Below are 24,329 nucleotides of genomic sequence, written 5' to 3'. Positions count from 1 at the left end.
TACGCCTCAAGCGTATTCGACAAAACCCAGATGGTGCAGGGCGCGAGAGGCCATCTCACTGGCCGTTTCATCCCCGCCGATCAAGTCATCGTTCAGGTGTTTGACCAGTTCGGTTAGCGTCTTGGCGGTGGCGTGTGATTGGATGAAGGCGGGAACGGCGTCGGCCTCCACAGACAGGATGTCTTCAGGACTTGGAACCATGTGCGCTACCCCTCATCATTCTCAAGGTCTCGTAACCAAATGTCGGTATACAGCGATTCTTTTGGCGCGCCTTGCTTTTTGTCACACAACTGCCAAGGTTTTTAAGAAAGCGTTAATCTCGCTCAAAAAAAAGGCGCAACACGGTGGCTGCATCGCAGCATTTCGCAGATGCCTGGGCGTGCATTTGGCCGCGGCTTGACATTTTTGGGTAGGATTCCCTGCCTCCATGGCGGCAAGATGGGGCCAATCAACAACGGTGCACCGCGAAAGGCGCACCACGACACCAGGGAGATCACAATGACCCATACATTCCGCCTGTCCGCGGCTGTTCTGGCGCTGAGCGCCGGGGCCGCGTTTGCGCAGCAGACCGACATCACCATCGGCATGGCGTTGGAGCCGCCGATGTTGGACCCGACAGGCGGCGCGGCGGCGGCGATCGATGAGGTTGTCTACGCCAATGTGTTCGAGGGGCTGACGCGGTTTGCTGCCGATGGCGCCGTGGTGCCGGGCCTGGCGGAAAGCTGGGAGATCTCGGAGGACGGCACAACCTATACGTTTACGCTGCGCGAGGGCGTGACCTTCCATGACGGCGCGGCGATGACCGCAGAAGATGTGGTCTTCAGTCTGGACCGGACCCGCGCCGAAGGCTCGACCAATGCGCAAGGCGCGCTGTTTGCCAATATCGTCAGCGTTGAGGCGGTGGATGACACGACCGTCACCGTCACGCTGGACGGCCCCGATGGCGCGTTTCCATTCGACATGGCCTGGGGCGACGCGGTGATCGTGGATGAGGCCAGCGCCGAGACCAATGCCACAAATCCCATTGGCACCGGCCCGTTCCGCTTTGCCGAATGGGTGCAGGGCGACCGCGTCGAATTGGTGCGCAACGAGGCATATTGGGGCGAGGCCCCCGCGCTGGAGGCCGCGACGTTCCGCTTCATCAGTGACCCCAACGCCCAATTCGCTGCGATGATGGCAGGCGATATCGACGCCTTTCCGAACTTCTCAGCGGTGGAGACCCTGGCGCAATTCGAGGGCAACCCGCAATTCAACGTCATCGTCGGCTCGACCGAGGGCGAGACGATCCTGGCGATGAATAATGGCGCCGAGGCGTTGCAGGATATCCGCGTGCGGCAGGCGATCAGCCATGCGATCAACCGCCAAGACATCATCGACGGTGCGATGTTCGGCTACGGCACGCCCATTGGCACCCATTTCGCGCCGCACAATCCCGATTACGTGGATTTGACGGAGAACTCCGCCTTCGATCCCGACCGTGCACGCGAATTGCTGGCCGAGGCGGGGGCCGAGGATCTGACCCTGCGCCTGATGCTGCCGCCGCCCAGCTATGCGCGCCGGGGCGGTGAGATCATTGCCAGCCAATTGCGCGATGTGGGCATCGAAACCGAGATCACCAATCTGGAATGGGCGCAATGGCTGGAGCAGGTGTTCCGCGGCTATGATTTCGACCTGACCATCGTCAGCCATACCGAGCCCGCGGATATCAACATCTATGCCCGGCCCGAATATTACTTCCAGTATGACAGCGCAGATTTCCAGGCATTGATGGACAATCTGGCCGTGACCTCCGACCCGGCCGAGCGGTCGGCCCTGTTGCGGCAAGCCCAGGAGATGATCGCCAACGATTATGTCAATGGCTACCTGTTCCAATTGGCCAAGACCGGCGTCGCACGCGCGGGCATCGAGGGATTGTGGGAGAATTCGCCGACCCAGGCCAACGATTTGACCGGGGTGCGCTGGAGCGAATGAGCCTGCGCCCCATCGCCCTTGTCCTGGCCCTCGCATCTGCGGGGGCCTTGCCGATTCAGGCGGAGCCGTTGCCCGAGGGCAGCTATATCCTGGGCACGTATATCTGGGGCGACACCCATGTGCCGCGCTACGTGACATTGCTGGTGGAGGGGGACGAGGTTTCGGTGGAGTTTGCCAGTGCCGGGCCGCTGGCATACCTCGCCTGTATTGAAGAGCGACAGTGTCACGACAGGATTATCGCCGCCCACGCGGATGTCGGCCTGCAGGACGGCGCGCTGCATTTGAGCAATGTGGATATCGCCGCAGGCGCCGATGCCGCCATCGATGACAGCCCCAACGCCCTGCCCTATGTGGAGCCATTGTTGGCGGGACTGGATGGTGCCGCCTATACGCAGACGGCAGAGGGCTTCAGGCTGTCGACCGGCCAGGGGATCTGGGACTTCTACGAGGCCGATGCCCCAACGCGCGACGCAATCCGCGTCTATGCCTACGCCACGAACCTGTCGATCAGTCAAATGGCAGGCTGCGAGGTGCGTCAGCTTGCGCAGATGTTCATGGCCCCCGATCCGGGCGCCGACGTTACGCGATTCCAAAATGCGTTGATGGGTATGACCTATATGACGGCGCTGAACCTCGAATTGACCGGCCTTGGCGAGGCAAGTCAGGATCCGGACGATTCGGACGCCGCCTTGAGGCGCGAGGTCCTGCTGAGGCTGGCGCTGCCGAGGCTTCTTATGGGTCCCGACACCGAAGATCCGTTCGAAACGCGCCTCACCGCCGTCTTGGCCGCCCCGCCCTTTGAGACGTGGGACATGACGAACGACGAGGTCAACGCGCTTTATGGCGGCCATCTCGATGCCTTTGTCGCCTTCCAGGCCCATATCGATGCCAATCCCGGTCTGCTGACCGCTGCAAGCGCCTGCCGCGATCCGAGCTTTGGCTTCATCGCCCCGAGATAGCCGCACGCTGCGCTGCAGCGATGCAACACCCGAAGACACATCAGATAGATGTCACAGAAGTGTCACATACCAGCTCTAGGGGAGCTTGCAGGATACGAATAGGGGATGATCCGACATGCTGAAACCGCGTCTTTTGGGCGGCGCTGCGCTGGCCCTCTGCCTGACGGCTATCCCCGCCTTGGCCGAGCAGCCGATCCTGGTGACCAGCGATGCGGATCGGGGCGAGGGCACGCTGCGCGCGGCGTTGGCCAGTGCCGCGGACGCAGCCGGTCCGGCGACCATCGTGGTGATGCTGCCGGACGCACAGATCGAGATCACGGAGACGCTGAGCTATGCCAGCAGCGACCCCCTGACGCTGATCGGCAACGGCGCCACGATCACGACGGACGCGAATATCACGCTTCTGGAAGCGCTCGGCACCAGATCGCTGGAGATCCGAGGGATGGCGTTCGAAGGCCCGGGCGGCTTTTCAATCGAGGCGCGCGGCGACGAAGATGGCGCCGCGGGTAAGGGCATTTTTCTGGACGTCGCCGAGACCGCCGAGGGCACCGTCGCGCTGATGCTGGATGATGTCGCGGTGTCGGGTGTCGCCAATCACGGCATCCATATCTCGGATTGTACGCTGGCCGATGAATGCGGCGGCGGTGGCGGCGGGGCGGGCGAAGGCTCGGCCGCGTCGATCGAGGTAGCGCTGGTGGATGTGACCATCGCCGATGTGGGCAATGGCCGCTTCGATGCCGATGGGCTGCGCGTGGATGAACGCGGCATGGGCGATATCCTGTTCACCGGCATGTTCCTGGAGGTTTCGAATGTGGGCGCCGATGGGATCGAGTTGGACGAAGGCCAGGACGGTGACGTGATCGTGGACGTGATCTATTCCGATTTCGTCGATAACGGCGCCTATTGTGACCCGAACCTGCTGCGCGCCTTCCTGCCTGAAATCGATGAAGGCGCATTTGACGAAGGCGTCACCCAAGCCGATGCCATCCCCGGCCCCGTCACCGGATCGTCCGACGATGCCTGTTTCGAGCGGGAGGTTGACCTGTATGACGATGGCAGCGTCGCGGCCTATGGGTTCGGGATCGATGTCGATGACGGGTTCGATATTGACGAAGCCGGGCCCGGCGCGCTGGTGGGCCTGTTTTCCGGCGGCACCATGCGCGGCAACCTCGATGAGGGATTTGATTTCGACGAAGAGGGCGCCGGTGACATTGATGTAACCTTTATGGGCTATATCGGCGAACAGAATGCCGATGACGCGATCAAGTTGTCGGAAGAGGGCGCGGGCCATGTCTATGCGGTTGTTCAGGCCGTGGAGGCCATCGGCAATGGCGGCGTCGGCATTGTGGCCGAAGAAGAGGGCATAGGCGATTTGAGCCTGATGGTGCTGAGCAGCGCCACATCGGGCAATAACGGTGGTGAATTGGGCATCGAAGCCGTGCAGGACGATGATGGTATAGGCCGTGTTTGGGTGATCGACAGCGAGATCGCCGACGGCATCGACACAGACGGCGCCGAAATCGACGCCGACTAAAGGCATATTTAGAGGCCCACGGGTATTAGGGCCGCTCCATTTCACTCCCCCGTCGGGTCCGCCCGGCGGGGGTTTACTTTTGATGCCGACCAATCGGCCTGACATCCAGTCAGGTTGGGACAGGTCGGGACGCCAAACGCCGGCTTCATGGGCCTATTAGGATGCCTGATTTACAGGGACCGAAGCTGCCGATGCGTGGATGTCGACCCTCGGGACGTCACAAACGCCGATGACCCGTGCTTGGATAGGGCTTCCCGCTTTTTGCCATGTGAACGCGCTTTCGGTGTCGCGCAGATGCGCCTCTGAAGATGGCGAGATCCGGCAAGCGATGGAAAACGCAGTTGAAGCCCCTTCGATCCGGCATGTGGGCATTGCCTACTGGATATTCCTCAACAGGCTGATGGACTTACTGGGCGTCTCGCCAAATTCCTGCCGGTAGAGCTTGGCGAAATTGCTGACGCTTGCGAACCCCGAAGCGCGGGCGATCTCAGCCACGGTATTATACTGATCGAGCAGGATCAGGTTACGGGCGAAAGTCAGGCGCACCGATCGGATGAACGACGCGGGCGACTGCCCGTTCGCTTCCTTGAGGCGACGGCCAAGGGTCTTCTGGCTGACCGCGAGCGCGGAGGCCAACCTTTCCACCCCGAAATCCTGATCCGCCACATGATCGAGAACATGTTCCGTCAACCGCTCCAGGAACTGCTTTTTTGCGGAGAGATGCTGTTTGGTCGCCGGGTCATCGGCCAGCGCAGCCTCGAGCGCTTCGAGCCTGGCCGCCGTTGTCCGCTCCACCTCGATGCGCTGTTTCTCGATATCCTTGACCTGTTGTCCGAGCGAGGCAAGTTCGACCACGGCAGAGCGGCGTTCCGTCTGCATCGCGCGGACCATCGTTGAAATCGCCAGCATCATGAAGAGCGTCTCACCGACAATCGCGGCGATATACGCCAGGGACAATGGCCGCAGCAGCAGTACATCGAAGGCGGTCGCAGCCTGCGTCGGACTGACCGGCACAAGAAAGAAGTAGACCGCGGCGAAGAGGCCGCCGCTGAACAAAACCAGCGAGCCCGATATCGGCCAGGCCTGCGGCAGCCCCGCGCGAATCTTCCGGACAGCGACGACCAGAAGGACCAGCGGGCTGACGAAATAGATGAGGTGCAGCGGCATGGCGAGGTGCCAGGGGTCCAGCACGGCCAGAGCCGTGACCCCGACGATCACGAAAGAGAGCCCCTGGAACAGCCGCCGCCAGATCCGAGCGTCCGCGTCCACGTTCAGCAGCACACGGCAATATTGCACATTGGCCAGCATCCCCAGCCCGGCAAAGCCCTCGGTCACCGGGGTGAGCGTGGTGGCTGGCAGCGTCAGATCGAAAATCGCGTGCAACCAGCCGTCATAAATGAACGAGAACATGAACAGGCAGACCAGATAGAGCGCATAATACTGGTAAAACCGCCGGTCGATCTGCCGGAACAGGATGAGGCTCAAGAGCGCAATCGTCGCCACGTAGCACAGAAACAGCGCTGTCATCATCAAGGTCATCGTGCCCCACTCGGAAAAGAGGTCCGCCGACATGATGACTGCGGTGATGGTGGGCTCGAAGGTTCCCGCAATCCGCAGGTAAAACACCCGGTCATCACCGGGTTGAAGCGCAATCGGAAACCCGGTCCGCATGGCCGCACCGGCGTTTTCCTCGGCGCTGACAATCCGGCCGAGGCGCGCGATCTCGACAAGCGCGCCGCCCCGTTCTTCGAACAGGATCACCTCATCGAAGATCTTCTCGATCAGGGCGATCACCCAATCGCGCTGCTCCGCATGCGGATTGGCCACGGCAAACCGCAGCCATAAGGCTTGAGACGGCACCGGAGCGGTGAAGACGCCGCTGCAATTGCGCGGATGAAAGGGTTGGCCGGGAATGCTGTCGGCACCCATGGTGCCAGCATCGTCCAGAAAATACTCGGCCCGCAACGCGCGCAACTGATCATTCGGCGCATCGGACAGCATGTGGGCGACAGGCGGCACATCTTCCGGTTGCGGACAGGAAGATGGGGGATCGGCGAAATCCCCGGCCCAGGCGGCTCTCGTGCAGAGAAGCAGCGCAAACAGAACCCGGGCGATCATAAATGTTCTGTTCATCGGCCCCCAATCGAAAACGTGTATGTATCGAGGGTTCTATGCGAATTCGCCGCAGCCGACTGCACTGGTTTGGGACAAATTTGAGCGCGCATGGGTCAAAACAACTCCACCCCGTTTTCTTCGCACCCCAAAGTTGGCTCAGATGATGCCTGTAGTCGACGCGCAGTTCAACTCTGACGCGAACCTTCACGAGCATATACCGGTGGCGCCCGTATCTCGCAGCGCGTGAAACGTCCCACGGACCTGTCGAGCAGGACCATTTTAAGGAGACATAGATATGAGGATTAGAACGCTTACTTTCGCAACCGTTCTGGCAGCACTTACCGCAATGCCGGGCCTAGCGTCCACCGTCACTTTGAACGTGGTTGGGGGCCAGCTGGTCGGGGCCTCGAACGTCGAAGTCAACGGCGCGCTCTACGATGTCGAATTTGTCGACGGGACTTGCGCGGCGCTCTTCGATGGCTGCGATGCGCAGTCGGATTTCATATTTTCGACCCTGGATCAGGCCTTGGCCGCTGGCCGAAGCCTCAGCGAAACCGTTTTTCTGGATGGTCCCCTCGGCAACTTCGATAGCGATCCGTCACTAACCGCAGGCATCGAAAGGTCAGGCCCTTTTTCCAACCAGGGGACTCTTTTGATCCCTTTCGCAGTCGTACGAGACAGGGCTCTAGCTGCTGACTTCTTCAATGGATCTCCTGACCCGATAGGCGGGAACGACGATAGGGTTTCTGCAGGCAACTCAATACTGATTTCCTACGATACCTCGCAAACTACCAGATCCGTATACGCCCGCTTCAGCCCGTCGGACATTGCGCCGGTTCCCCTTCCTGCTGGAGGAGTGCTCCTGCTCGCTGGTCTCGTCGCCTTCGGCGCCTTGCGTGCCCGGCGCAGATCACCAACGGCAAGCTGAGCAACATGTCCTCGGGAGGACGGCATCGACCATACCGCGTTGCACCCCATGGATGACCACGTGCAAGCAGAGATTTTCGGGCCAGACATCACCAGCGGTCCCGCGGCTGATCCTGCCAAACCCGGAACGGCCAACAAACACGCCTACTGGTTAAGCCACCTGCCCGCCATCCTCTCTGCGGGGCTGGTCTGTGGCCTGCTGACCGCGATGTTTGCGATCTCGGCGGCGGCCCTGCTGTTCTCGACAGTGCTCAGCACACATATCACGCTGGCCATCGGGATCTGCCTTTTCGGCACCATCGTGCTCAACGCTGTGATCGCGCTTTTCAGTTCGTACAAGGGCATGGTCTCTGTCACGCAAGAGGTCACGGTGGTCACGCTGGCCGTCATCACGGCCTCGATCCATGGCGCCATGTTCGACGCCCACAGCGAAGCTGAAATCCTCGCGACCATCATCGTGATGATCGGGCTGGCCACCATCCTGACCGGGGCGGCCCTTTTTGCATTGGGCGCCTTCCGTCTGGGCCGGCTGATCCGCTTTATCCCCTATCCCGTGCTTGCCGGGTTTCTGGCCGGAATGGGCTGGCTGATCGTCACCGGCGCGCTGGCGGTGACCCTCGGCGCCCCTCTTACCGTCCAAAGCCTGCCGACCCTTCTTGAAAGCCAGACCTTTGCCAAATTGGGGCCTGCTATTGCCTTCGCTTTGCTGGTAGATCTGGCCGCCCGGCGCAGCGGCAGCCCCTTTGTCCTACCGGTGGCCATCGCCACCACTCTTGTCCTGTTTCACGCAGGCATATGGCTGTTCGATCTGTCGCTGATTGATCTGCAACGCGACGGCTGGCTCTTTGCGCCGCCGCAGGACGGCGGCATCCGCATGCCCTTTCAAGGCAACCCGCTGGCACTGGCGGATTGGTCGATGGTCTGGTCCGAGCTGCCCAAGATCAGCGCGTTGCTCGCGATCAGCGCCGCCGCGCTGTTGTTCGCGTCCAGCGGCATTGAACTGTCGGTGCGCCGGGACATCGATCTCGACCGAGAGCTTCAAGCCGCGGGTCTGGCAAATGTTCTGGCCGGAGCCGGGGGCGGGGCCGCCGGATTTCAAGGTCTGGGGCTGACCATTCTGGCGCATCACATGGGCGCCGCCTACCGGATCACCGGCCTGCTGGTGGCCGGGGTGTGCGCCGCGATCCTGGTCTTCGGTGCGTCGCTGCTCAGCGTCATTCCGATCCCGCTCTTTGGCGGGTTGCTCCTGTGGATCGGCGGCGGGCTGCTCTATCAATGGCTGATCGGAATCTATGCAACGGTCTCACGTCGTGAATACCTGATCGTGCTGCTGATCGTCCTGCTCATCGTCACGTTTGGCCTGTTGCAGGGCGTCGCGATTGGTGTCTTCGCCGCAGCCGCGCTCTTTACCGTAGAATATGCGCGGGTCGACGTGGTGAAATATGCGATCACCGGTGAAACCTACCGCAGCCGGGTTGAGCACAATTTGGATGATCAGGCCTATCTGCGCAGGCACGGTGCCCAGATCCGCGTGCTGCGGCTTCAGGGCTTCATCTTTTTCGGCAGTGTGCATCAGCTGCATCATCGGGTCCGGACCTGTTTTGAGGAGCCGTGCGCCGCGCCAGTTCGGTTTATCGTTCTGGATTGTCGGGATGTCACGGGGATCGATTCCTCCGCCATTCAGAGCCTCACCAAGATCTGCGGCATCATCGCCAAGCAGGACGGCACGCTGATCGTCAGCGGGCTTAATCCCGCCATGTTGAGCCGATTGAACAGGCTCATCGCAAGCCCCGCGCAAAAGCCGCTGCGATGTTTCGATGAGGTCGAAAGCGCGATCGCATGGTGTGAGGATCGTCTGCTTGGCGACCGGACACCTGCCAGCGGCATCCCAGCCGCGCAACCCATTGCATGTCAGCTGACGCGCTGTCTGCAAGACGCTGACGCCCATGACGCGCTGAAACCCTATCTCACGAAAATTATGCTCAAGGCGCAGGATGTGCTGATCAAGCAAGGGCATGCCGGAAGCGATATCTACTTCATTGAAAGCGGCCTGATCAAAGTGCATCTCGACAGCCCCCCCAATCCGCCCATTCACCTACGGACGCTGAGGCCGGGTGCGGTGGTTGGCGAGATGTCCTTCTTCTTGCAGCGGGTGCGGACGGCGTCAGCAACCGCCGAAACTGCGGCGACCCTTTGGCGGCTGAGCCAGGACGATCTACAGCGGATGACCCAGTCACATCCTGTGCTGGCAGATCGGCTCAACAAATTCTTCCTAAGAACAATCGCCGAGCGCCTAGATCAATCCAATCTGCTGGTGCGATCCCTGACAGATTGACAACCCGCGGTATAGGACCGCCTTGCCCGACCCATAAGAGACGCTGCCGCAATCACAGCCGATATTCGCGGCGTCGTGTCGATCAGATAGGTTCGGGCGCTAGGCCGCCTCGGCCGAGGTGGCGCGATATCCGGTAGGCACATTTGGCTGATCTGGGGCTTTGCGGTCTTTCGGAACTGGCCATATGGTCAGCCTCGGAATCGCCACGGGGTTTGAGGATGAGTGTCGAACACCAAATGTATCAAGCTGCGGTCGAGCTTGTGGAGCGACGCTATCCCACAGATTGGGGCGGTGCAGCCTCCGTGCGTTTGGCGACCGGTGAGATCATCACAAGCGTCGCGCCGGATGACGACTTTGACGCGCTGTCCCTCTGTATGGAAGTGGGCGGGTTTCTGGAGGCTCATAAGCAAAATCAAGCGGTTACGCACAGCCTGTGCCTTTATAGAGAGACCGAAACATCGTCATTTAAGCTGCTGACCCCCTGCGGCATTTGCCAGGAACGGCTGCGATTTTGGGGGGAGGACGTCTTGGTTGCGGTGACGACCCCGGAGAACGCATTGCTTTTCAAACCGCTCCGGGACCTGCAGAACTTTCACTGGTCGACGGCGTATCGGTAGCGGGCAAAGGCACGGGCTCCGGGAACCTGCGGTCTTGTCGCCCCGGGGGATGGGTCTGGTCCAATGGGATTTGTCGCCCTAACGTGGCGCCATGGTCCGCTATATCCTGACCCGCGCCCTATCCCTTGCGTTGAGCCTGATTGTGGCCAGCATCGTGATTTTCGCGGTGATCGAGGTCATTCCCGGCGACCCGGCGGCCTTCATGTTGGGGCTGAATGCCAATGAGACCGCGATCGCGGCGCTTCGGGCGGAGTTGGAGCTGGATGGATCACTGACCGAGCGGTACATCGCTTGGGTCTCGGGCATGTTGAGCGGGGATTTCGGCACCTCCTACACCTACCGTGTGCCGGTCTCGGAGCTTGTGTTGGACCGGATCTGGATCTCGCTGCCGCTGACGGTCTATGCGCTGTTATTGTCGACACTGATCGCGGTGCCGATCGGCGTGATCGCGGCGACAAACCGGGGCCGCGTGGGCGATTACGCGATCATCGGCGCCACACAATTGGGCATCGCGGTGCCAAATTTCTGGTTCGCGATGCTGTTGGTGCTGCTGTTCGCGGTCACCTTGCAGATGTTCTCGGCGGGTGGCTTTCCGGGCTGGGACGACCCCGGTGCGGCGATCAAGGCGCTGACCCTGCCCGCCATCGCGCTGGCTCTGCCGCAAGCCTCGATCCTGGCGCGGGTCATGCGCTCAGCCCTGATTGATACGCTGGGGCAGGATTACATCCGCACCGCCCGCGCCAAGGGGCTGACACGGGGCCAGGCGATCCGCCGCCACGCGCTGCGCAATGCGCTGATCCCGGTTCTGACGATCATCGGGCTGCAATTCTCGTTCCTGCTGGCGGGCGCGATCATCATCGAAAACGTGTTCTTTCTGCCGGGTCTGGGGCGGCTGATCTTCCAAGGCATCACGCAGCGCGACCTGATCGTGGTGGAAAGCGTCACCATGCTGCTGGTCTTTGCGGTGATCGTGGTGACCTTTCTGGTGGATGTCGCCTATGCGCTGGTCGATCCAAGGTTGCGCCGCGGATGAGCCGCCTGCCCGTCAGCCTGTGGATCGGCGCCACGATCACCCTGATCTTCGCCGCGCTGGCGCTGATCAGCCTGGTCTGGACGCCGCATGACATCACGAGCCTCAGCATCGCCGACCGGCTGCAACCGCGCTCAGCCGAGTTCTGGCTGGGCACCGACCAATTCGGGCGCGATATGGTGTCGATGCTGATGGAGGGCAGCCGCACCTCGATCGCGGTGGCGCTGGTTGCGGTGGGGATCGGCATGGGGCTGGGGGTGCCGCTGGGGCTGGCCGCCGCCGCCACACGCGGGTCGCTGCTGAACGAGATCATCATGCGCGGCAACGATCTGATCTTTGCCTTTCCGTCCCTGGTCATCGCGATCCTGATCACGGCGGTTTACGGCCCTTCGGCCACCAATGCGATCCTGGCCATTGGCATCTTCAACATCCCCGTCTTCGCCCGCGTCGCGCGGGGCGGCGCGCTGCCGATCTGGACGCTTGACTACATCCTGGCCGCGCGCACCGCCGGCAAGGGCCGCGCCCGGATCAGCGCGGAACATGTGCTGCCCAACATCGCCAATCTGTTGATCGTGCAGTCCACGATCCAATTCTCGCTCGGCATCCTGGCCGAAGCGGCCCTGTCCTATGTGGGGCTGGGCGCGCAGCCGCCGACCTCTAGCCTGGGGCGGATGCTGTCGGAGGCGCAGACGATGATCTATTCGCACCCGTCGCTCGCGGTTCTGCCCGGCCTGGCGATTGTGGTGATGGTTCTGGGGCTGAACCTGATGGGCGACGGGCTGCGCGATGCGCTGGACCCGCGCCTAAGGCGGGGGCGCGCGGATGCTTGAGATCGACGCGCTGTCGCTGTCCATCGGACGCACCGAAATCCTGCACGATGTCTCGCTGTCGATCGGCGAGGGAGAGATCTTTGGCCTGGTGGGCGAAAGCGGATCGGGCAAATCCATGACCGCGTTGGCCCTGATGGGGCTGTTGCCGCTGCGGGCGCGCACCGAAGGCGCGGCGCGTCTGGACGGGATTGATCTGCTGCGCCTGCCGGAACGGGATCTGTGCGCGCTACGCGGCAATGACATCTCGATGATCTTTCAGGAGCCGATGACAGCGCTGAACCCCGTGCAGACCATCGGCGATCAGGTCGCCGAGACGCTGACGATTCACGGCAAAGCGGACCGGGCCGAGGCGTTGGCGGTGGCGCGAGACCGGCTGGACCGTGTGGGGCTGTCGCATATCGGGCTCGACCGTTTTCCACATGAATTGTCCGGCGGGCAGCGGCAGCGGGTTTGCATCGCCGCGGCCATCGCGCTGCATCCGCGCCTGTTGATTGCCGATGAGCCGACCACCGCGTTGGATGTCACCACGCAGGCGCAAATCCTGGATCTGCTGAAAGGCCTGGTCGCCGAAGAGAACATGTCTTTGCTGCTGATCACCCATGATCTGGCGGTGGTGGCCGATATGGCGGATCGGATCGCGGTGATGCAGCGCGGCGTAGTCGTGGAAACCGGACCAACGCGCCAGGTTTTGGCCGAACAGGCGCATCCCTATACGCGGGCTTTGTTCGCAGCCTCGGCCCATCAGCCCGAGCGGGCGGGCAATGCGGCAAAGGATGCCATCCTGCGGGTCGACAACGTGCACCGTCACTATCCCGGCCCGCGACAGGGCCTGAGCCGGGGCGATCCGGTGCGCGCCGTCGACGGCGTGACGTTTGACCTGCAACGGGGCGAAAGCCTGGGGTTGGTGGGCGAATCCGGCTGTGGGAAATCCACGCTGACCCGCGCGATCCTCGGCCTCGACCCCGTGACCTCGGGCACCATCACGCTGAATGGGCATTCTGTCTATCCCGGCATGGCGCGCGCCCTGCGCGCCGATGTGCAGGTGGTGTTTCAGGACCCCTATGGCAGTTTCAACCCGCGCTGGCGGGTGGACCGGATCATTGCCGAGCCGTTTCACCTGTTGGACAACCCGCCCGAGCCCCGCCCCGCCGTGGCCGCCGCGTTGGAGGCGGTGCGCCTGTCGCCCGCCGATATGGAGAAGTACCCCCACGAGTTCTCTGGCGGGCAACGTCAACGCATCGCAATTGCCCGCGCCCTGATCACGCGGCCCAAGCTTTTGGTTCTGGATGAGGCGGTGAGTGCGCTGGATGTCTCGGTTCGGGCGCAAATCCTGGATCTGCTGGCCGATCTGCAGGGGGAACTGGGCCTGTCCTACCTGTTCATCTCCCACGATCTGACGGTCGTGCGCGCGATCACCGACCGGGTTTTGGTGATGCAGAAGGGCCAGATCGTGGAACAGGGCGCGACCGAGCAGGTCTTCACCGCCCCCGCCCATCCCTACACGCAAAACCTGCTGGCGGCGGCCCCGACCTTGGAGGTGACCCCATGAGTATCTTGCACATGTCACTGGGCGCCGCGGAGCCCGAAACCGCGGCACGGATCATCGCGGAGGTCTTACGCGGACCGGCCCTGTCCTTTCCGCCCTGCCCCGGCGCTTGGATCGCATTCGCGGATACCGACGACGGCACGGCGATCGAGGTCTATCCGAACACTACGCGGGTCGAAGCGGGGGCGGAGACCATCGCCTTCACCACCGGGGCGGCCGAAACCGGTCCCGCCTTGGCCCATGTGGCCGTGGCAACCGGGCGACCCGCCGAAGAGGTGGTTGAGATCGGCACGCGGGCCGGTTGGTTAACGCGGATCTGCAATCGCGGGCCTTTCGAATGCGTGGAGCTGTGGGTCGAAAACCGGGTCCTGATCGAGGTGCTCGACCCCGCGATGCAGCGAGACTATCGCGCCGGGATGACGGCGGAGAATTGGCGCGCCATGTTCGACCTATAGCGGCATGGGCGCGCATGGACGGCCCGGCGGGCAGTCGCTAGTTTAAGGATTAAGTGGGGAGGATCGGGCCGATGGGAAAATTTCCGACGTTTTTCTTTCTGTTGGGCCTGGCCGCCTTGGCCGCGGCTTTGTTTGGCGCGCTGCACAATCAGCTCAGCTATTCGGTCGGCCCGACCTATTTCACCGCCTTCAAGTTTGAGCAATTTGGCATGCCCGAGGATATGCCCAACCGGCTGGCCGCGGCCTGGGTCGGTGTGCAGGCGAGCTGGTGGATGGGCCCGTTGGTGGGCGCCCCGGCCTTTCTGTATGGGCTCTTCGCCGTGCCGCAGAACCGCACCTATCTGGCCGCGGGGCTGGGGGCGATTTTCCTGGTCATCTTGCTGGCGACCTTCGGCGCGTTGGGCGGGCTGTTGGGCGGGCTGGCCGCCGACAGCACCGGGCTGCTCGATGAATATCTGACATTCCGCGAGGGCCCGACACGGTCGGATTTCCTGCGCGCGGGCTTCATGCATGACGCCACCTATCTGGCAGGCGCCCTGGGCCTGTTGGCCGCGTTCTTCCCGATGCGGCGGGGGCGGACCATCGACCGGTTACGCAGCCAGCAGGAGGTCGCCAATGCGACTTGAGGGCAAGACGGCCATCGTCACCGGCGCAGCCTCGGGCTTTGGCGCCGGGATCGCACGCATCTTCGCGCGAGAAGGCGCGCAGGTGCTGGTCGCGGATCTGAACCTGGACGCCGCCCGGGACATCGCCGATGAAATCGGCGGCCTCACCACGCAAACCGATGTCTCCGACGGCGGCTCGGTCGCGGCGATGACCAAGATAGCGCTGGAGGCCTGGGGGCGCATCGACATCCTGGTGAACAACGCCGGCACCACGCATCAGAAAGGCCCGCTGGAGGATGTGGCCGAGGCCGATTTCGACCGTGTCTTCAAGGTGAACGCAAAATCGGTCTACCTGACCGCGCGTGAGATCGTGCCGCAGATGAAGGCGGCCGGCAGCGGCGCAATCCTGAACGTCGCCTCAACCGCCGGGATCAGCCCTCGCGCGCATCTGAATTGGTACAATGCCTCCAAAGGGTGGATGATCACGGCGACCAAGGCCATGGCCGTTGAATTGGCGCCAGACGGCATTCGCGTCAACGCGATCTGCCCGGTGGCGGGGGAAACGCCGCTGCTGGCCAGTTTCATGGGCGAAGACACGCCCGAGATCCGCGCCAAGTTCCTGGCGACGATCCCAATTGGCCGTTTCAGCCAGCCCGAGGATATGGGCGAAGCGGCGGCCTTCTTGTGCTCGGACGCGGCCAGCATGATCACCGGCGTCGCGCTTGAGGTCGATGGGGGACGCTGCATATGAAGGCAATCAACCTGGCTGACAAGCTGAGCCAATTCTCCGATCATTGGAGCCCGCGGATCGTCGGGCAGTACAATGGCAACGATCTGATGGTGGTGAAGGTCGAAGGGGAATTCACCTGGCATTCGCATCCTGACACCGATGATTTCTTTCTGGTCCTGAAGGGCGAGATCGATATCGAGATGCGCGAGGGCACGGTGACTCTGCGGGAAGGTGAGATGTTTGTGGTGCCGAAAGGGGTCGAACATCGGCCTGTCGCCCGGCAAGAGGCGCATCTGCTGCTGATCGAACCGGCGGGCACACCCAATACCGGGGATGCAGAGACAGCCGCTGAGAAAGTCGCCCTGTGACGGGTTTTATCCGCCGCGATGTGCCTGCGGATATCCAGGTTCTTGCAGGCGACTTCGCCTCACAACCCTTGGCGTTTGCACATCTGTTGGACGTGGCGCCGGGGTTGGATCTGGGCCATGTGGAGGTGATCCAATCGGGCCATGCGGCACGGCTGGGCGCCTATTTCGGCGCGGATATAGTGGCGCGGCTGCCACAAACGGACACGCTGATTCTGGTGCTGCCCGGCGCCTATTCAGGGCTGGACTGTCCGCTTGGCACCACGGATCTGTTGCGCGATCTGGGCGCGGTGCGCGGGACCGTGCCGCAGATGGTGCCCGCGCCATGATCACGCCGGGCCCGCGCAATCTGATCACCGATGTGGCCGGGCTGCGCGTGGGCCAGGCGCAGGATGATCGGATAAAAACCGGGGTCAGCGTTGTGGTCGGAGACGCGCCCTTCACCGCCGCCGTGCATGTGATGGGCGGCGCCCCGGGCACGCGTGAAACTGACCTTCTGGCACCCGACAAGACCGTGCAGCAGGTCGATGCGCTGGTGCTGTCGGGGGGCTCGGCCTTTGGGCTCGATGCGGCCTCGGGCGTGGCCGATGGGCTGCGCGCAGCGGGGCGCGGCTTTCCCGTCGGCGATCAGCGGGTGCCGATTGTGCCCGGCGCGATCCTGTTCGACCTGATCAATGGCGGCGACAAGGATTGGGCGGACAACCCCTATAAAGCACTGGGGCGCGCGGCGCTGGATGCCGCCGATGTCGCTTTCGACCTGGGCAGCCACGGCGCCGGGACCGGCGCGCTGGTCGCGGATCTGAAAGGGGGCCTTGGCTCAGCTTCGGCGCAGGCGGGGCCCTACACGATCGGCGCTCTGGTTGCGGTGAATGCGCTGGGGCGGGTCACTGTTGGAGACAGCCCACATTTCTGGGCCGCGCCGTTTGAAATCGCGGGGGAGTTTGGCGGGCGCGGCATGGCACCGGCTTTTGACGCCACCGCCATCCCCCCGGTAAAAGGCGGGGATAGCCGCAACACCACCATCGCCATAATCGCCACCGATGCCGATCTGACCCAGGCCCAGGCCACCCGGATGGCGGTGGCCGCCCATGATGGCCTAGCGCGGGCGATCTATCCCAGCCACACGCCGATGGATGGCGATTTGGTCTTTGCCGCCGCGACGGGACAAACCCCGTTGGCGCAAGAAAGCGATACGTTGCTGTTGGGGCACGTGGCCGCACTATGCCTCAGCCGTGCTGTGGCCCGCGGCGTCTACACGGCCAAAGCGCAGGATAATGATCTGCTGCCCACCTATCGCGACCGGTTCGACTAGCCTTAGCCGCCAAGGCCTGTGGGCACGGGCGCTCCACTCAAATCCCAGATACTCACGCACACGCCACCAGATATGCGCAAAGGCGGGGTGGCGCGACGGGGTGGGTGGGTGGGCGTTGCGACACCCTGCCGGACCATCCAACCTCGAAAAAGGCCCCGCGGCAGAACCGACGGGGCCATTCATCTGGTCGCACAGGTGTCAGTGCAGCTGGCGCTCAACCTCAGAAATCGCGTCATCGATCAGCGCGTTCTGATCAGCGGCGGAGGTACGCCCGGCGATGACTTCAGCAGCGGCGGCCACGGCCACGGTTGCGGCGCGGTCCCGCACAGCACGGTTGGCCTTTGCTTCCGCACTCGCGATCTGGTCTTCGGCAGCGGCCAGACGGCGTGCGATGGAGCGTTCGATCTCGCCTTTCGCCTCTTCGGCGGCATCTTCGGCATTGGAGCGGGCCTCGGCCACGATCCTTGCGCTCTGCTCTTCGACCTCGCGCGCCTTACGCTCATAGGAAGCGAGCAGCGACTGCGCCTCTTCGCGCAGGGCCCGCGCCTCATCCAGCTCGGATCGGATGCCTTCAGCACGCTGATCCAGCATATCCGCCAGCATCTTCGGTACGCCAAAGTAGAACAGCACCGCCAGGAAGGTCAGAAACCCGATCAGAACGACCCAGTCCGAGTTGCCGAAAGACGGGTCCAGCAAACCATGGGGCTTGTCATCGGCGGCGAAAGCCGGCGCGGTGATCAGGGCGGCAGTGGCAAATGTAACGATACGCATCATCTTATCCCCGCACGCGGTTGGTGACGGCAGCGGCCACGGCATCGGCATCGACCTCTTGGCCGGGCGACAGGGCGCGCACGATATCGGCGGCAACGTCGCGGGCGACCTCTTCCGCGGTGGCCAGGGCGCCTTGTTCAATCTCACCGATCCGCGCCTCAGATTCGGCGGCCTTGGCAGCAATCTGCGCGTCCGCCTTGTCGATCTCGACCTGGAGCTGCGCTTGAATTTCGTCACGGGTCTCTTGCGAGATCCGTTGTGCCTCGGCCCGGGCATTGGCCAGCGCCGTATTGTAGCTGGCCTCGGCCTCGACGGCCTGACGCTTGAGATCTTCCGCCGCCGCAAGATCGTTGGTCAGCGTCCCCTGCCGTTCGGCCATCACCGCCGACAGGCGTGGTAAGGCCACTTTGGACAGGATCAGGAAAATTGCGACCAGCGTGATGACAAGCCAGACGATCTGGTTGTCGAAGGTTGCGATATCGAGTTGCGGCATCCCCGGTGCGCCATCCCCATGGGCAGCGGCATCGGCAGCCCCGTGGGCAGCATCAGCACCTGATTGTTCGGCGTCGTCGGCCATTGGTGATCCTCCAACAGGGGGTGTCGTCTAAACTCGAAGGGTTACGGTGGCGCGCCCATATCGCAGAGCGCGCCCGACGTAAGGATATGAAATCGCTCTCTTAGACAGCGAACATCAGCAGCAGGGCGACGAGGAAGGCGAAGATGCCCAGAGCCTCGGCGAACGCGATGCCGATGAAGAGGGTTGCGGTCTGGCCAGCAGCCGCGGAGGGGTTGCGTAGGGCGCCGGCGAGGAAGTTGCCCGCCACGTGGCCCACACCGATAGCGGCGGCGCCGGAACCGATGGCGGCCAGGCCGGCACCGATGAATTGACCCATTTGTGCGATATCGCCTTCCATAGTCTTTCTCCTTACGTTGGAAGTCTGTTTTCCGGGCGATTGGCCCGAAAGCTCATGTCGTCCGGGCAGCTCTGCCCGGGTCGAATTAGTGATGTGGGTGAAGCGCGTCTTTCAGATAGACGCAGGTCAGAATGGTGAACACATAGGCCTGGATCGCGGAGACCAACACCTCAAGCGCATAGATCGCGACCACGCCCAGGATCGGCACCACCGACGCCACACCCATAGCGCCCGCGAAACCCGCGAACACTTTCAGGACCGCGTGGCCCGCCATGACGTTCCCGGCCAGACGAATGGAGTGGCTGACCGGGCGCACGAAGTAAGAAATCACCTCGATGATCGCCAGTATCGGACGCAACGCAAGCGGCGCAGATGAAACCCAGAACAGGCTGAGGAACGAGGCGCCGTTCTTGACGAAGCCCAGCACCGTCACAGTGATAAAAACCGCTGCGGCCAGGACTGCCGTGACCGCGATATGCGACGTGGTGGTGAAGCTGCCCGGGATCAGACCCAGGAAGTTCGCGAAGAGGATGTAGAGAAACAAAGTGAAGATGTAGGGGAAGTAGGGCAGCGCATCCTTGCCCGCCACGTCCTCAACCATCTTGTGGACGAAGCCATAGGCCAATTCGGCCATCGACTGTCCCCGCGTCGGCACGACAGCACGGCCACGCGTTCCAACAACCATCAGCAGCACAACCGACAGAACGGCCAGCGCCATCCACATCGTGACATTGGTGATAGTAAATGCGCGTACTTGCTGGATGCCCAAGTCCCAAAGGTTCACAGCGACGTTCTCACCGGCGTTTAGTTGAGCAACCTGCTCTTCGCTCAAGATCACAGTGTGAACTTCACCGCGATAGGTAACTTGCCCTTCTTGCGCAGCGGCATCGGAGAGCGTGACATCGGCGTAAGCCTCGCCAAAGGCAAGGGGCGCTACCTCGAACTGATCCATCGGGTGGATCGCCAACCCGCCGGAATAGTCGTCGAAGAAGGCTGCAAGAAACGCGAGCAGCGCCAGCCCGATCAGGACCAAAAAGGCTGTCTTGCCGGTGCCGCCGTTGGAATTCGTGCTTTCAGTCGCCATCCTGCGTCCCCTGTTCGTTCTTGGCCTCAGCAGCCCTTTGGATTTCCTTCGCAGAACGGATCATGGTTTTGACCCCTGCAACAAACCCCAGCAATGTAAACACGACCATCAGCCACGGTCGGGTGCCGAACAGCCAGTCCAACCCGAAGCCTATGCCGAAGCCAATGCCCAGTCCGGCCACCAACTCGATCACCATCCGCCAGGCCAGCTGCGCCTGGGAATAATGCTCTTCCATATGCGGGCGCTCTGGATCGGCTCGCGATTTTGCCGCCGCAATCCGCGCCTCCAAAGCGCGTATGGCGTCTTCATCCCGATCATTCATTCCAGCGTGCCCCCGTTGGAAGCTCGCGCGGAAGCTAGGCTGAGCATCGCCCAGAGTCAACGCGATGCGAGATGGATTATAGTATTGATTTATATGGTAAATTTTTGCTGAGGTTCAGCGTGTCGCACCTTGAGGAAGGATATCGTTATTCAACCAATCGGTTGACGATTGCGCCTGGACAGGATTATGCGGCGCCATGACGACCCGCCTCGACACCGTCTTTGCAGCGCTGGCCGACCCAACGCGTCGCGCGATCCTGCAGATGTTGTTGGAGGATGACATGGCCGTCACCGATGTGGCCGAGCCGTTCGACATGTCGCTGGCCGCGATTTCCAAACATCTCATTGTGCTGACAAATGCAGGACTGATCACGCAGGAAAAGCGCGGACGTGTGAAATGGTGCAAATTGGAAATCGACGCGCTGAAGGACGCGTCGATCTGGATGCAGGGCTTTGGTCAGTTTGAGGCGGTCAATCTCGACGCGTTCGAAGCTTTCCTCGAACGCGAGCGGATTCTAAACGATCCCCGCAAGGCGCAGAATGACGACAACCACGACGACGAGGCCGATAATATATAGGATATTTCGCATAGATTCGGCTCAGATGAAGTTGATGATGGCGATAACCACCACGACAAGGCCGACAAGGGTCAGAATGGAACGCATAGCAGTAACTCCTATATATTCAGGTATCACGACAACGTTGAGTTGCGCCCTCGGTTCCATCCTTTCTCAAACGATCGGCTGATCTGCGCCTGGGCGTGGCGCCAAGCATTCCTATTTCGCGTCCACAGCCTTTAACACCGACCGGACATATTTGGCGGCACTGCGGTAGTGGCTTGGCCCTGACGCTTCGGCGTAGCGCCCGCGCGTCCAACCGTTTCCGCCCGGCATCGGCTCGCCATACAAAACGTGTTCGTCGGTGCCTTCGATCCAGTTCCGCAGCCGCCCATGGGTTTCGTCCAGCCAGGCGCGCGCGGTTTTCCAATTCATCTCGCTGTAGCGCGCACGCAGGGCGGCGTTATAGGGTTTGAGCGCGTTCCACTTCACCCCATGATCGGGCATCTGCGCCGCTTCCCCCTCGTCAAGCCACTGAAAGAACAATTGGGTCCAATGGGCGCGATGGGTGACGATATCGCGAATGCTGGGCCCGTCATCCTCATGGGGCAGCATCGCCAAACGGTCCGGCACACGGTCGAGCAGGTCTTGCAGCTTGTGCCATTCCTTGTCGGTTGCGGTCAGCAGATCGTGTTTTGTCGTGGCAGCGGGCATGGGACATCCTCCTTTGCCATTCAATCTGCCATCAGGTTCATGATGACGCCTTGACCTTGCTCAATCTGGAGGGCGGATCCCGACGTCCCCTGCCACCCCGCGGCACCATCAGCAGCGGAGCGCACTTGCCGCCGCGGGCTCCTGGCCAACGGCCAGCGGCCGCGGCGGCCGGGTCGCGCGCGCCCATGGCGCGGCGAAACACCTGGACCTATCCGACCGGCCAGCTTTTTACCTGGTCTTTCAAGTGGCGCACAAAGGTCTGCACCTTGGCGGTTCGGTGGAGATCCATATGCGTCACCAACCAGATCTTCGCCGTCCAATCCTCCAGCGGCGGCAGCATTTCCACCAGATCGTCGGTCCGGTCCTGATCCCATGAGGCGACAAATCCAATTCCGATCCCTGCCAGCACCGCCTCTTTCACCGCCACCATCGACGAGGCCCGAAAGTAAATCGACGAGGTTGGCACCGTATCATTCAGCCATTTGAAATAGGGCGCGCGGGGCGTGTCATCGGTGGTGCCCACAAACCGGTGGTCCGTCAGGTTGTCCCCCGTCAGCGGGCCAAACCGGTCCAGGTAACCCTTGCTGGCCACCAATTTCAGCGTCTGCGTGAAAAACGGCTGCACGATATTGTCGGGCTGATCAGGCAATTTGCCAGCCCGGATCGCCACATGGGCCTCGCCATATTCCAACCGGAATAGCCGCGCATCCGAGATCAGGCGCACGCGCAAATCGGTGTGACGCTCTTGAAACAGTGCGATGGTCGGCACCAGCAGCGGCGATAGCGCGCCCAGAGAGGTCACGATCAGCTCGCCCGTCACCTCATCCCCGCGGCCTTTGATGCGGCCTGCCAATTGGGTGAATTGGTCATCGGCCTGTCCCGCCACGGCCAGCAGATCCTGTCCCGCTTCGGTCGCCGTATAACCGCGCGCGTGGCGCTGGAACAATTTCGCACCCAGGCGCCGCTCCAGCGCGTCGACATGGCGGATGACCGTTGCGTGGTGGACTCCAAGCGCGTCGGCCGCCCCAGACACTGTTCCCAAACGCGCCACCTGAAATGCCGTGCGCAACTCATCCCAATTGTCCATGGCGTCCTGTGCGCCTCCTCACACCAAATCCGAAATATCCCAAGAATGCGCGCAGTTCTTTTGAAACGCAACGTTCCGTGCAGCCCCTCAGTCAATGTGCGATTGTGCACATATAATGATCAAATATGGGAATTGTGTTCACGCCTTGAATCGTCCTCTATCGGCGCATCTTCTTCTTGCCAAAAGGGCTGTTGCCATGACCACTCACCTTCTCCGTGTTGACGCCTCTGCCCGCCGCACAGGCTCCATCACCCGCGATCTGACGGATCGCATCATCGCCAAACTGAATGCCGACGCCGTGACGACGCGGGACCTGGCCGAAAGCCTACCCCATGTCTCCGAGGCCTGGATCGGCGCCAACTTCACCCCCGCCGATCAGCGCAGCGCCGAACAGCGCGAGATCCTGAGCGGGTCGGATGCCTTGGTCGACGAAGTGATCGCCGCAGACATGCTGGTGATCGGGGTGCCGATCTACCATTTCAGCGTGCCGACCGCGTTGAAGGCCTGGATCGATATGGTCGCCCGCGTCGGTCGCACCTTCCAATACACCGATACCGGCCCAAAGGGCCTTCTGACCGGCAAGCGCGCCATCCTGGCCGTCGCCTCCGGCGGCACCGAGGCCGGGTCCGAGATCGACTTTGCCACCGGGTATATGCGCCATGTGCTGGGCTTTATCGGCATCACCGATGTGCAGATCATTTCCGCCGACCAGATGGCCGTCGACCCGGACGCGACACTGGCCAAGGCCCATGCCGAGGTTGCGGCGCTGGCGGCCTGACGCCCAGCCGCTTTGCGCATGTCGCATCCCGTGCTAGCGTCTCGGGATGCGTATCGTGCGAACCGCCCTTTTGTTATGTCTGGCTGCCGTCCCGGCGGACGCCGCACAGACCTGCAGGCTGGATTTCACCATCGAAATCACCCAAGGCGTGGGCACGATCCGCCCCGGCACGCATCTGCCGGGCCACGCGGAATTCACCACCCACGGCCCGTCCATCCGGCAGGAGGGCGGCTCGACCGGTCATCTGGCGATGGGCCATATGACCTTGGGCGAGAGCATTGCCGGATCGATCTGGACGCTGGTCACCACATCGCGCGGACATGCGGCAGATCTGGTCGGCGTCTATGCCCAAGATGTGCAAGGCCTGTCTTTCGCCGGGCTGGATTATACCGGTCCGATGGCGCTGACCCTGTTCGGCGCGCCCGGCACGCGCCCCGAAGACACACCCCCCCTCACCCAGGCGGAATGGGATGATCTGGACATGCGCCGCAGCTTTTCTTTGCACGCCCAGGGGGTCGATATGCTGGCAGGAGATGTGGTGCAACTGGCCGTCGATTGCGGCTAGGTCGCAAAGATTGACTCGCCTCGCAAATCCCCATATCTGCTACGATCAATAGCCGGAAAGCCCTAGCTTCCCGGTCCCGCGCGCGTCCGCAGGATCGCCCCCCGTCAGCGAGTTTCGCCCACGGGGGCGCTACTCGTTTTGCATATGGGGCTTGGGAGATGGGCCATCGCCCCCACCTTGAGGGGGCAACCGAAGGAAAAAGGGGCC

At 62.3% G+C, this 24,329-nt stretch carries 27 protein-coding genes; 18 read left to right on the top strand and 9 right to left on the bottom strand.

Translation table 11 applies throughout. The features are described from left to right. Positions 1 to 6: 6 nt before the first annotated feature. Positions 7 to 201, bottom strand: coding sequence for a hypothetical protein (locus V8J82_RS10540; protein WP_339975035.1), 195 nt, complete (start codon positions 199 to 201; stop codon positions 7 to 9). Positions 202 to 498: 297 nt separating this feature from the next. Between V8J82_RS10540 and V8J82_RS10535 the strand changes: the two genes are divergently transcribed. The 3 genes from V8J82_RS10535 (at position 499) to V8J82_RS10525 (ending at position 4,464) form a co-directional block, all read left to right on the top strand. Next, on the top strand, positions 499 to 1,971 hold the full coding sequence (locus V8J82_RS10535) for an ABC transporter substrate-binding protein (RefSeq protein ID WP_339975033.1): 1,473 nt from the start codon (positions 499 to 501) through the stop codon (positions 1,969 to 1,971). Further along, a complete protein-coding gene (locus tag V8J82_RS10530; protein ID WP_339975031.1) occupies positions 1,968 to 2,930 on the top strand; it encodes a hypothetical protein in 963 nt (320 codons plus the stop codon). Before V8J82_RS10535 ends, V8J82_RS10530 begins: the two co-directional genes overlap by 4 nt. A 115-nt stretch (positions 2,931 to 3,045) precedes the next feature. Beyond that, entirely contained in the window at positions 3,046 to 4,464 is a 1,419-nt protein-coding gene (locus V8J82_RS10525; protein ID WP_339975029.1) for a hypothetical protein, read from the top strand. Between the two features lie 375 nt (positions 4,465 to 4,839). Here V8J82_RS10525 and V8J82_RS10520 read toward each other — a convergent pair whose 3' ends face one another. Then, a complete protein-coding gene (locus V8J82_RS10520; RefSeq protein WP_339975027.1) occupies positions 4,840 to 6,597 on the bottom strand; it encodes a helix-turn-helix domain-containing protein in 1,758 nt (585 codons plus the stop codon). Positions 6,598 to 6,874: 277 nt separating this feature from the next. Here V8J82_RS10520 and V8J82_RS10515 point away from each other — a divergent pair, with 277 nt between their 5' ends. The 12 genes from V8J82_RS10515 to V8J82_RS10460 all read left to right on the top strand — a co-directional run bounded on the left by V8J82_RS10515 (position 6,875) and on the right by V8J82_RS10460 (position 17,331). Beyond that, positions 6,875 to 7,507 carry a VPLPA-CTERM sorting domain-containing protein gene (locus tag V8J82_RS10515; RefSeq protein WP_339975025.1) on the top strand — a complete coding sequence of 211 codons (633 nt, stop codon included), beginning with the start codon at positions 6,875 to 6,877 and terminating at the stop codon, positions 7,505 to 7,507. A gap of 48 nt (positions 7,508 to 7,555) precedes the next feature. Then, entirely contained in the window at positions 7,556 to 9,841 is a 2,286-nt protein-coding gene (locus V8J82_RS10510) for a SulP family inorganic anion transporter (protein ID WP_339975023.1), read from the top strand. A 218-nt stretch (positions 9,842 to 10,059) separates the two neighbouring features. Next, positions 10,060 to 10,458, top strand: a complete 399-nt coding sequence (locus V8J82_RS10505; protein ID WP_339975021.1) for a cytidine deaminase — start codon at positions 10,060 to 10,062, stop codon at positions 10,456 to 10,458. Between the two features lie 91 nt (positions 10,459 to 10,549). After that, entirely contained in the window at positions 10,550 to 11,491 is a 942-nt protein-coding gene (locus tag V8J82_RS10500) for an ABC transporter permease (protein WP_339975019.1), read from the top strand. Beyond that, complete coding sequence (locus tag V8J82_RS10495; RefSeq protein ID WP_339975017.1) at positions 11,488 to 12,318, top strand: ABC transporter permease; 831 nt, start codon at positions 11,488 to 11,490, stop codon at positions 12,316 to 12,318. Before V8J82_RS10500 ends, V8J82_RS10495 begins: the two co-directional genes overlap by 4 nt. Continuing rightward, positions 12,311 to 13,867, top strand: a complete 1,557-nt coding sequence (locus V8J82_RS10490) for an ABC transporter ATP-binding protein (protein ID WP_339975015.1) — start codon at positions 12,311 to 12,313, stop codon at positions 13,865 to 13,867. The genes V8J82_RS10495 and V8J82_RS10490 overlap by 8 nt, the downstream gene beginning before the upstream one ends. Then, on the top strand, positions 13,864 to 14,319 hold the full coding sequence (locus V8J82_RS10485) for a hypothetical protein (protein ID WP_339975013.1): 456 nt from the start codon (positions 13,864 to 13,866) through the stop codon (positions 14,317 to 14,319). Before V8J82_RS10490 ends, V8J82_RS10485 begins: the two co-directional genes overlap by 4 nt. Positions 14,320 to 14,390: 71 nt before the next feature. Continuing rightward, positions 14,391 to 14,945 (top strand): hypothetical protein, encoded by a 555-nt coding sequence (locus V8J82_RS10480; protein ID WP_339975011.1) that lies wholly within the window; start codon positions 14,391 to 14,393, stop codon positions 14,943 to 14,945. After that, positions 14,935 to 15,675, top strand: a complete 741-nt coding sequence (locus V8J82_RS10475) for a glucose 1-dehydrogenase (RefSeq protein WP_339975009.1) — start codon at positions 14,935 to 14,937, stop codon at positions 15,673 to 15,675. The genes V8J82_RS10480 and V8J82_RS10475 overlap by 11 nt, the downstream gene beginning before the upstream one ends. Then, complete coding sequence (locus V8J82_RS10470) at positions 15,672 to 16,022, top strand: cupin domain-containing protein (protein ID WP_339975007.1); 351 nt, start codon at positions 15,672 to 15,674, stop codon at positions 16,020 to 16,022. The genes V8J82_RS10475 and V8J82_RS10470 overlap by 4 nt, the downstream gene beginning before the upstream one ends. Beyond that, complete coding sequence (locus tag V8J82_RS10465) at positions 16,019 to 16,348, top strand: hypothetical protein (RefSeq protein ID WP_339975004.1); 330 nt, start codon at positions 16,019 to 16,021, stop codon at positions 16,346 to 16,348. The genes V8J82_RS10470 and V8J82_RS10465 overlap by 4 nt, the downstream gene beginning before the upstream one ends. Beyond that, positions 16,345 to 17,331: a P1 family peptidase gene (locus tag V8J82_RS10460; RefSeq protein ID WP_339975002.1), complete on the top strand. Its 987-nt coding sequence runs from the start codon at positions 16,345 to 16,347 to the stop codon at positions 17,329 to 17,331. The genes V8J82_RS10465 and V8J82_RS10460 overlap by 4 nt, the downstream gene beginning before the upstream one ends. A gap of 198 nt (positions 17,332 to 17,529) precedes the next feature. Here the strand turns inward: V8J82_RS10460 and V8J82_RS10455 are convergent, their stop codons facing one another. The 5 genes from V8J82_RS10455 to V8J82_RS10435 form a co-directional block, all read right to left on the bottom strand. Further along, positions 17,530 to 18,102 carry a F0F1 ATP synthase subunit B gene (locus V8J82_RS10455; RefSeq protein ID WP_339975000.1) on the bottom strand — a complete coding sequence of 191 codons (573 nt, stop codon included), beginning with the start codon at positions 18,100 to 18,102 and terminating at the stop codon, positions 17,530 to 17,532. A 4-nt stretch (positions 18,103 to 18,106) separates the two neighbouring features. Then, positions 18,107 to 18,679: a F0F1 ATP synthase subunit B' gene (locus tag V8J82_RS10450; protein WP_339974997.1), complete on the bottom strand. Its 573-nt coding sequence runs from the start codon at positions 18,677 to 18,679 to the stop codon at positions 18,107 to 18,109. Between the two features lie 100 nt (positions 18,680 to 18,779). After that, positions 18,780 to 19,016 carry a F0F1 ATP synthase subunit C gene (locus V8J82_RS10445; RefSeq protein WP_011453893.1) on the bottom strand — a complete coding sequence of 79 codons (237 nt, stop codon included), beginning with the start codon at positions 19,014 to 19,016 and terminating at the stop codon, positions 18,780 to 18,782. A gap of 85 nt (positions 19,017 to 19,101) precedes the next feature. Beyond that, a complete protein-coding gene (locus V8J82_RS10440) occupies positions 19,102 to 19,968 on the bottom strand; it encodes a F0F1 ATP synthase subunit A (RefSeq protein WP_439650065.1) in 867 nt (288 codons plus the stop codon). Between the two features lie 121 nt (positions 19,969 to 20,089). Next, on the bottom strand, positions 20,090 to 20,422 hold the full coding sequence (locus tag V8J82_RS10435) for an AtpZ/AtpI family protein (protein ID WP_339974994.1): 333 nt from the start codon (positions 20,420 to 20,422) through the stop codon (positions 20,090 to 20,092). A 196-nt stretch (positions 20,423 to 20,618) separates the two neighbouring features. On the opposite strand from V8J82_RS10435, the gene V8J82_RS10430 reads away from it, so the two are divergent. Next, positions 20,619 to 20,999 carry an ArsR/SmtB family transcription factor gene (locus V8J82_RS10430; RefSeq protein ID WP_339974992.1) on the top strand — a complete coding sequence of 127 codons (381 nt, stop codon included), beginning with the start codon at positions 20,619 to 20,621 and terminating at the stop codon, positions 20,997 to 20,999. 198 nt (positions 21,000 to 21,197) lie between these two features. On the opposite strand, the gene V8J82_RS10425 is transcribed toward V8J82_RS10430, so the two are convergent. Both V8J82_RS10425 and V8J82_RS10420 read right to left on the bottom strand, forming a co-directional pair. Next, positions 21,198 to 21,692, bottom strand: coding sequence for a ClbS/DfsB family four-helix bundle protein (locus V8J82_RS10425; protein WP_339974990.1), 495 nt, complete (start codon positions 21,690 to 21,692; stop codon positions 21,198 to 21,200). Between the two features lie 208 nt (positions 21,693 to 21,900). Next, on the bottom strand, positions 21,901 to 22,779 hold the full coding sequence (locus V8J82_RS10420; protein ID WP_339974988.1) for a LysR family transcriptional regulator: 879 nt from the start codon (positions 22,777 to 22,779) through the stop codon (positions 21,901 to 21,903). Between the two features lie 196 nt (positions 22,780 to 22,975). Here V8J82_RS10420 and V8J82_RS10415 point away from each other — a divergent pair, with 196 nt between their 5' ends. Together V8J82_RS10415 and V8J82_RS10410 are read left to right on the top strand one after the other, a co-directional pair. After that, positions 22,976 to 23,557 carry an FMN-dependent NADH-azoreductase gene (locus V8J82_RS10415; RefSeq protein WP_339974986.1) on the top strand — a complete coding sequence of 194 codons (582 nt, stop codon included), beginning with the start codon at positions 22,976 to 22,978 and terminating at the stop codon, positions 23,555 to 23,557. Positions 23,558 to 23,603: 46 nt separating this feature from the next. Then, on the top strand, positions 23,604 to 24,122 hold the full coding sequence (locus V8J82_RS10410) for a hypothetical protein (RefSeq protein WP_339974984.1): 519 nt from the start codon (positions 23,604 to 23,606) through the stop codon (positions 24,120 to 24,122). The last annotated feature ends 207 nt before the right edge of the window (positions 24,123 to 24,329 follow it).

Source organism: Gymnodinialimonas mytili, from assembly GCF_037544085.1.
GTDB lineage: Bacteria > Pseudomonadota > Alphaproteobacteria > Rhodobacterales > Rhodobacteraceae > Gymnodinialimonas > Gymnodinialimonas mytili.
The sequence above is the reverse complement of the archived record's forward strand: the minus strand, read 5'-3'. Positions and strand labels throughout refer to the sequence as shown.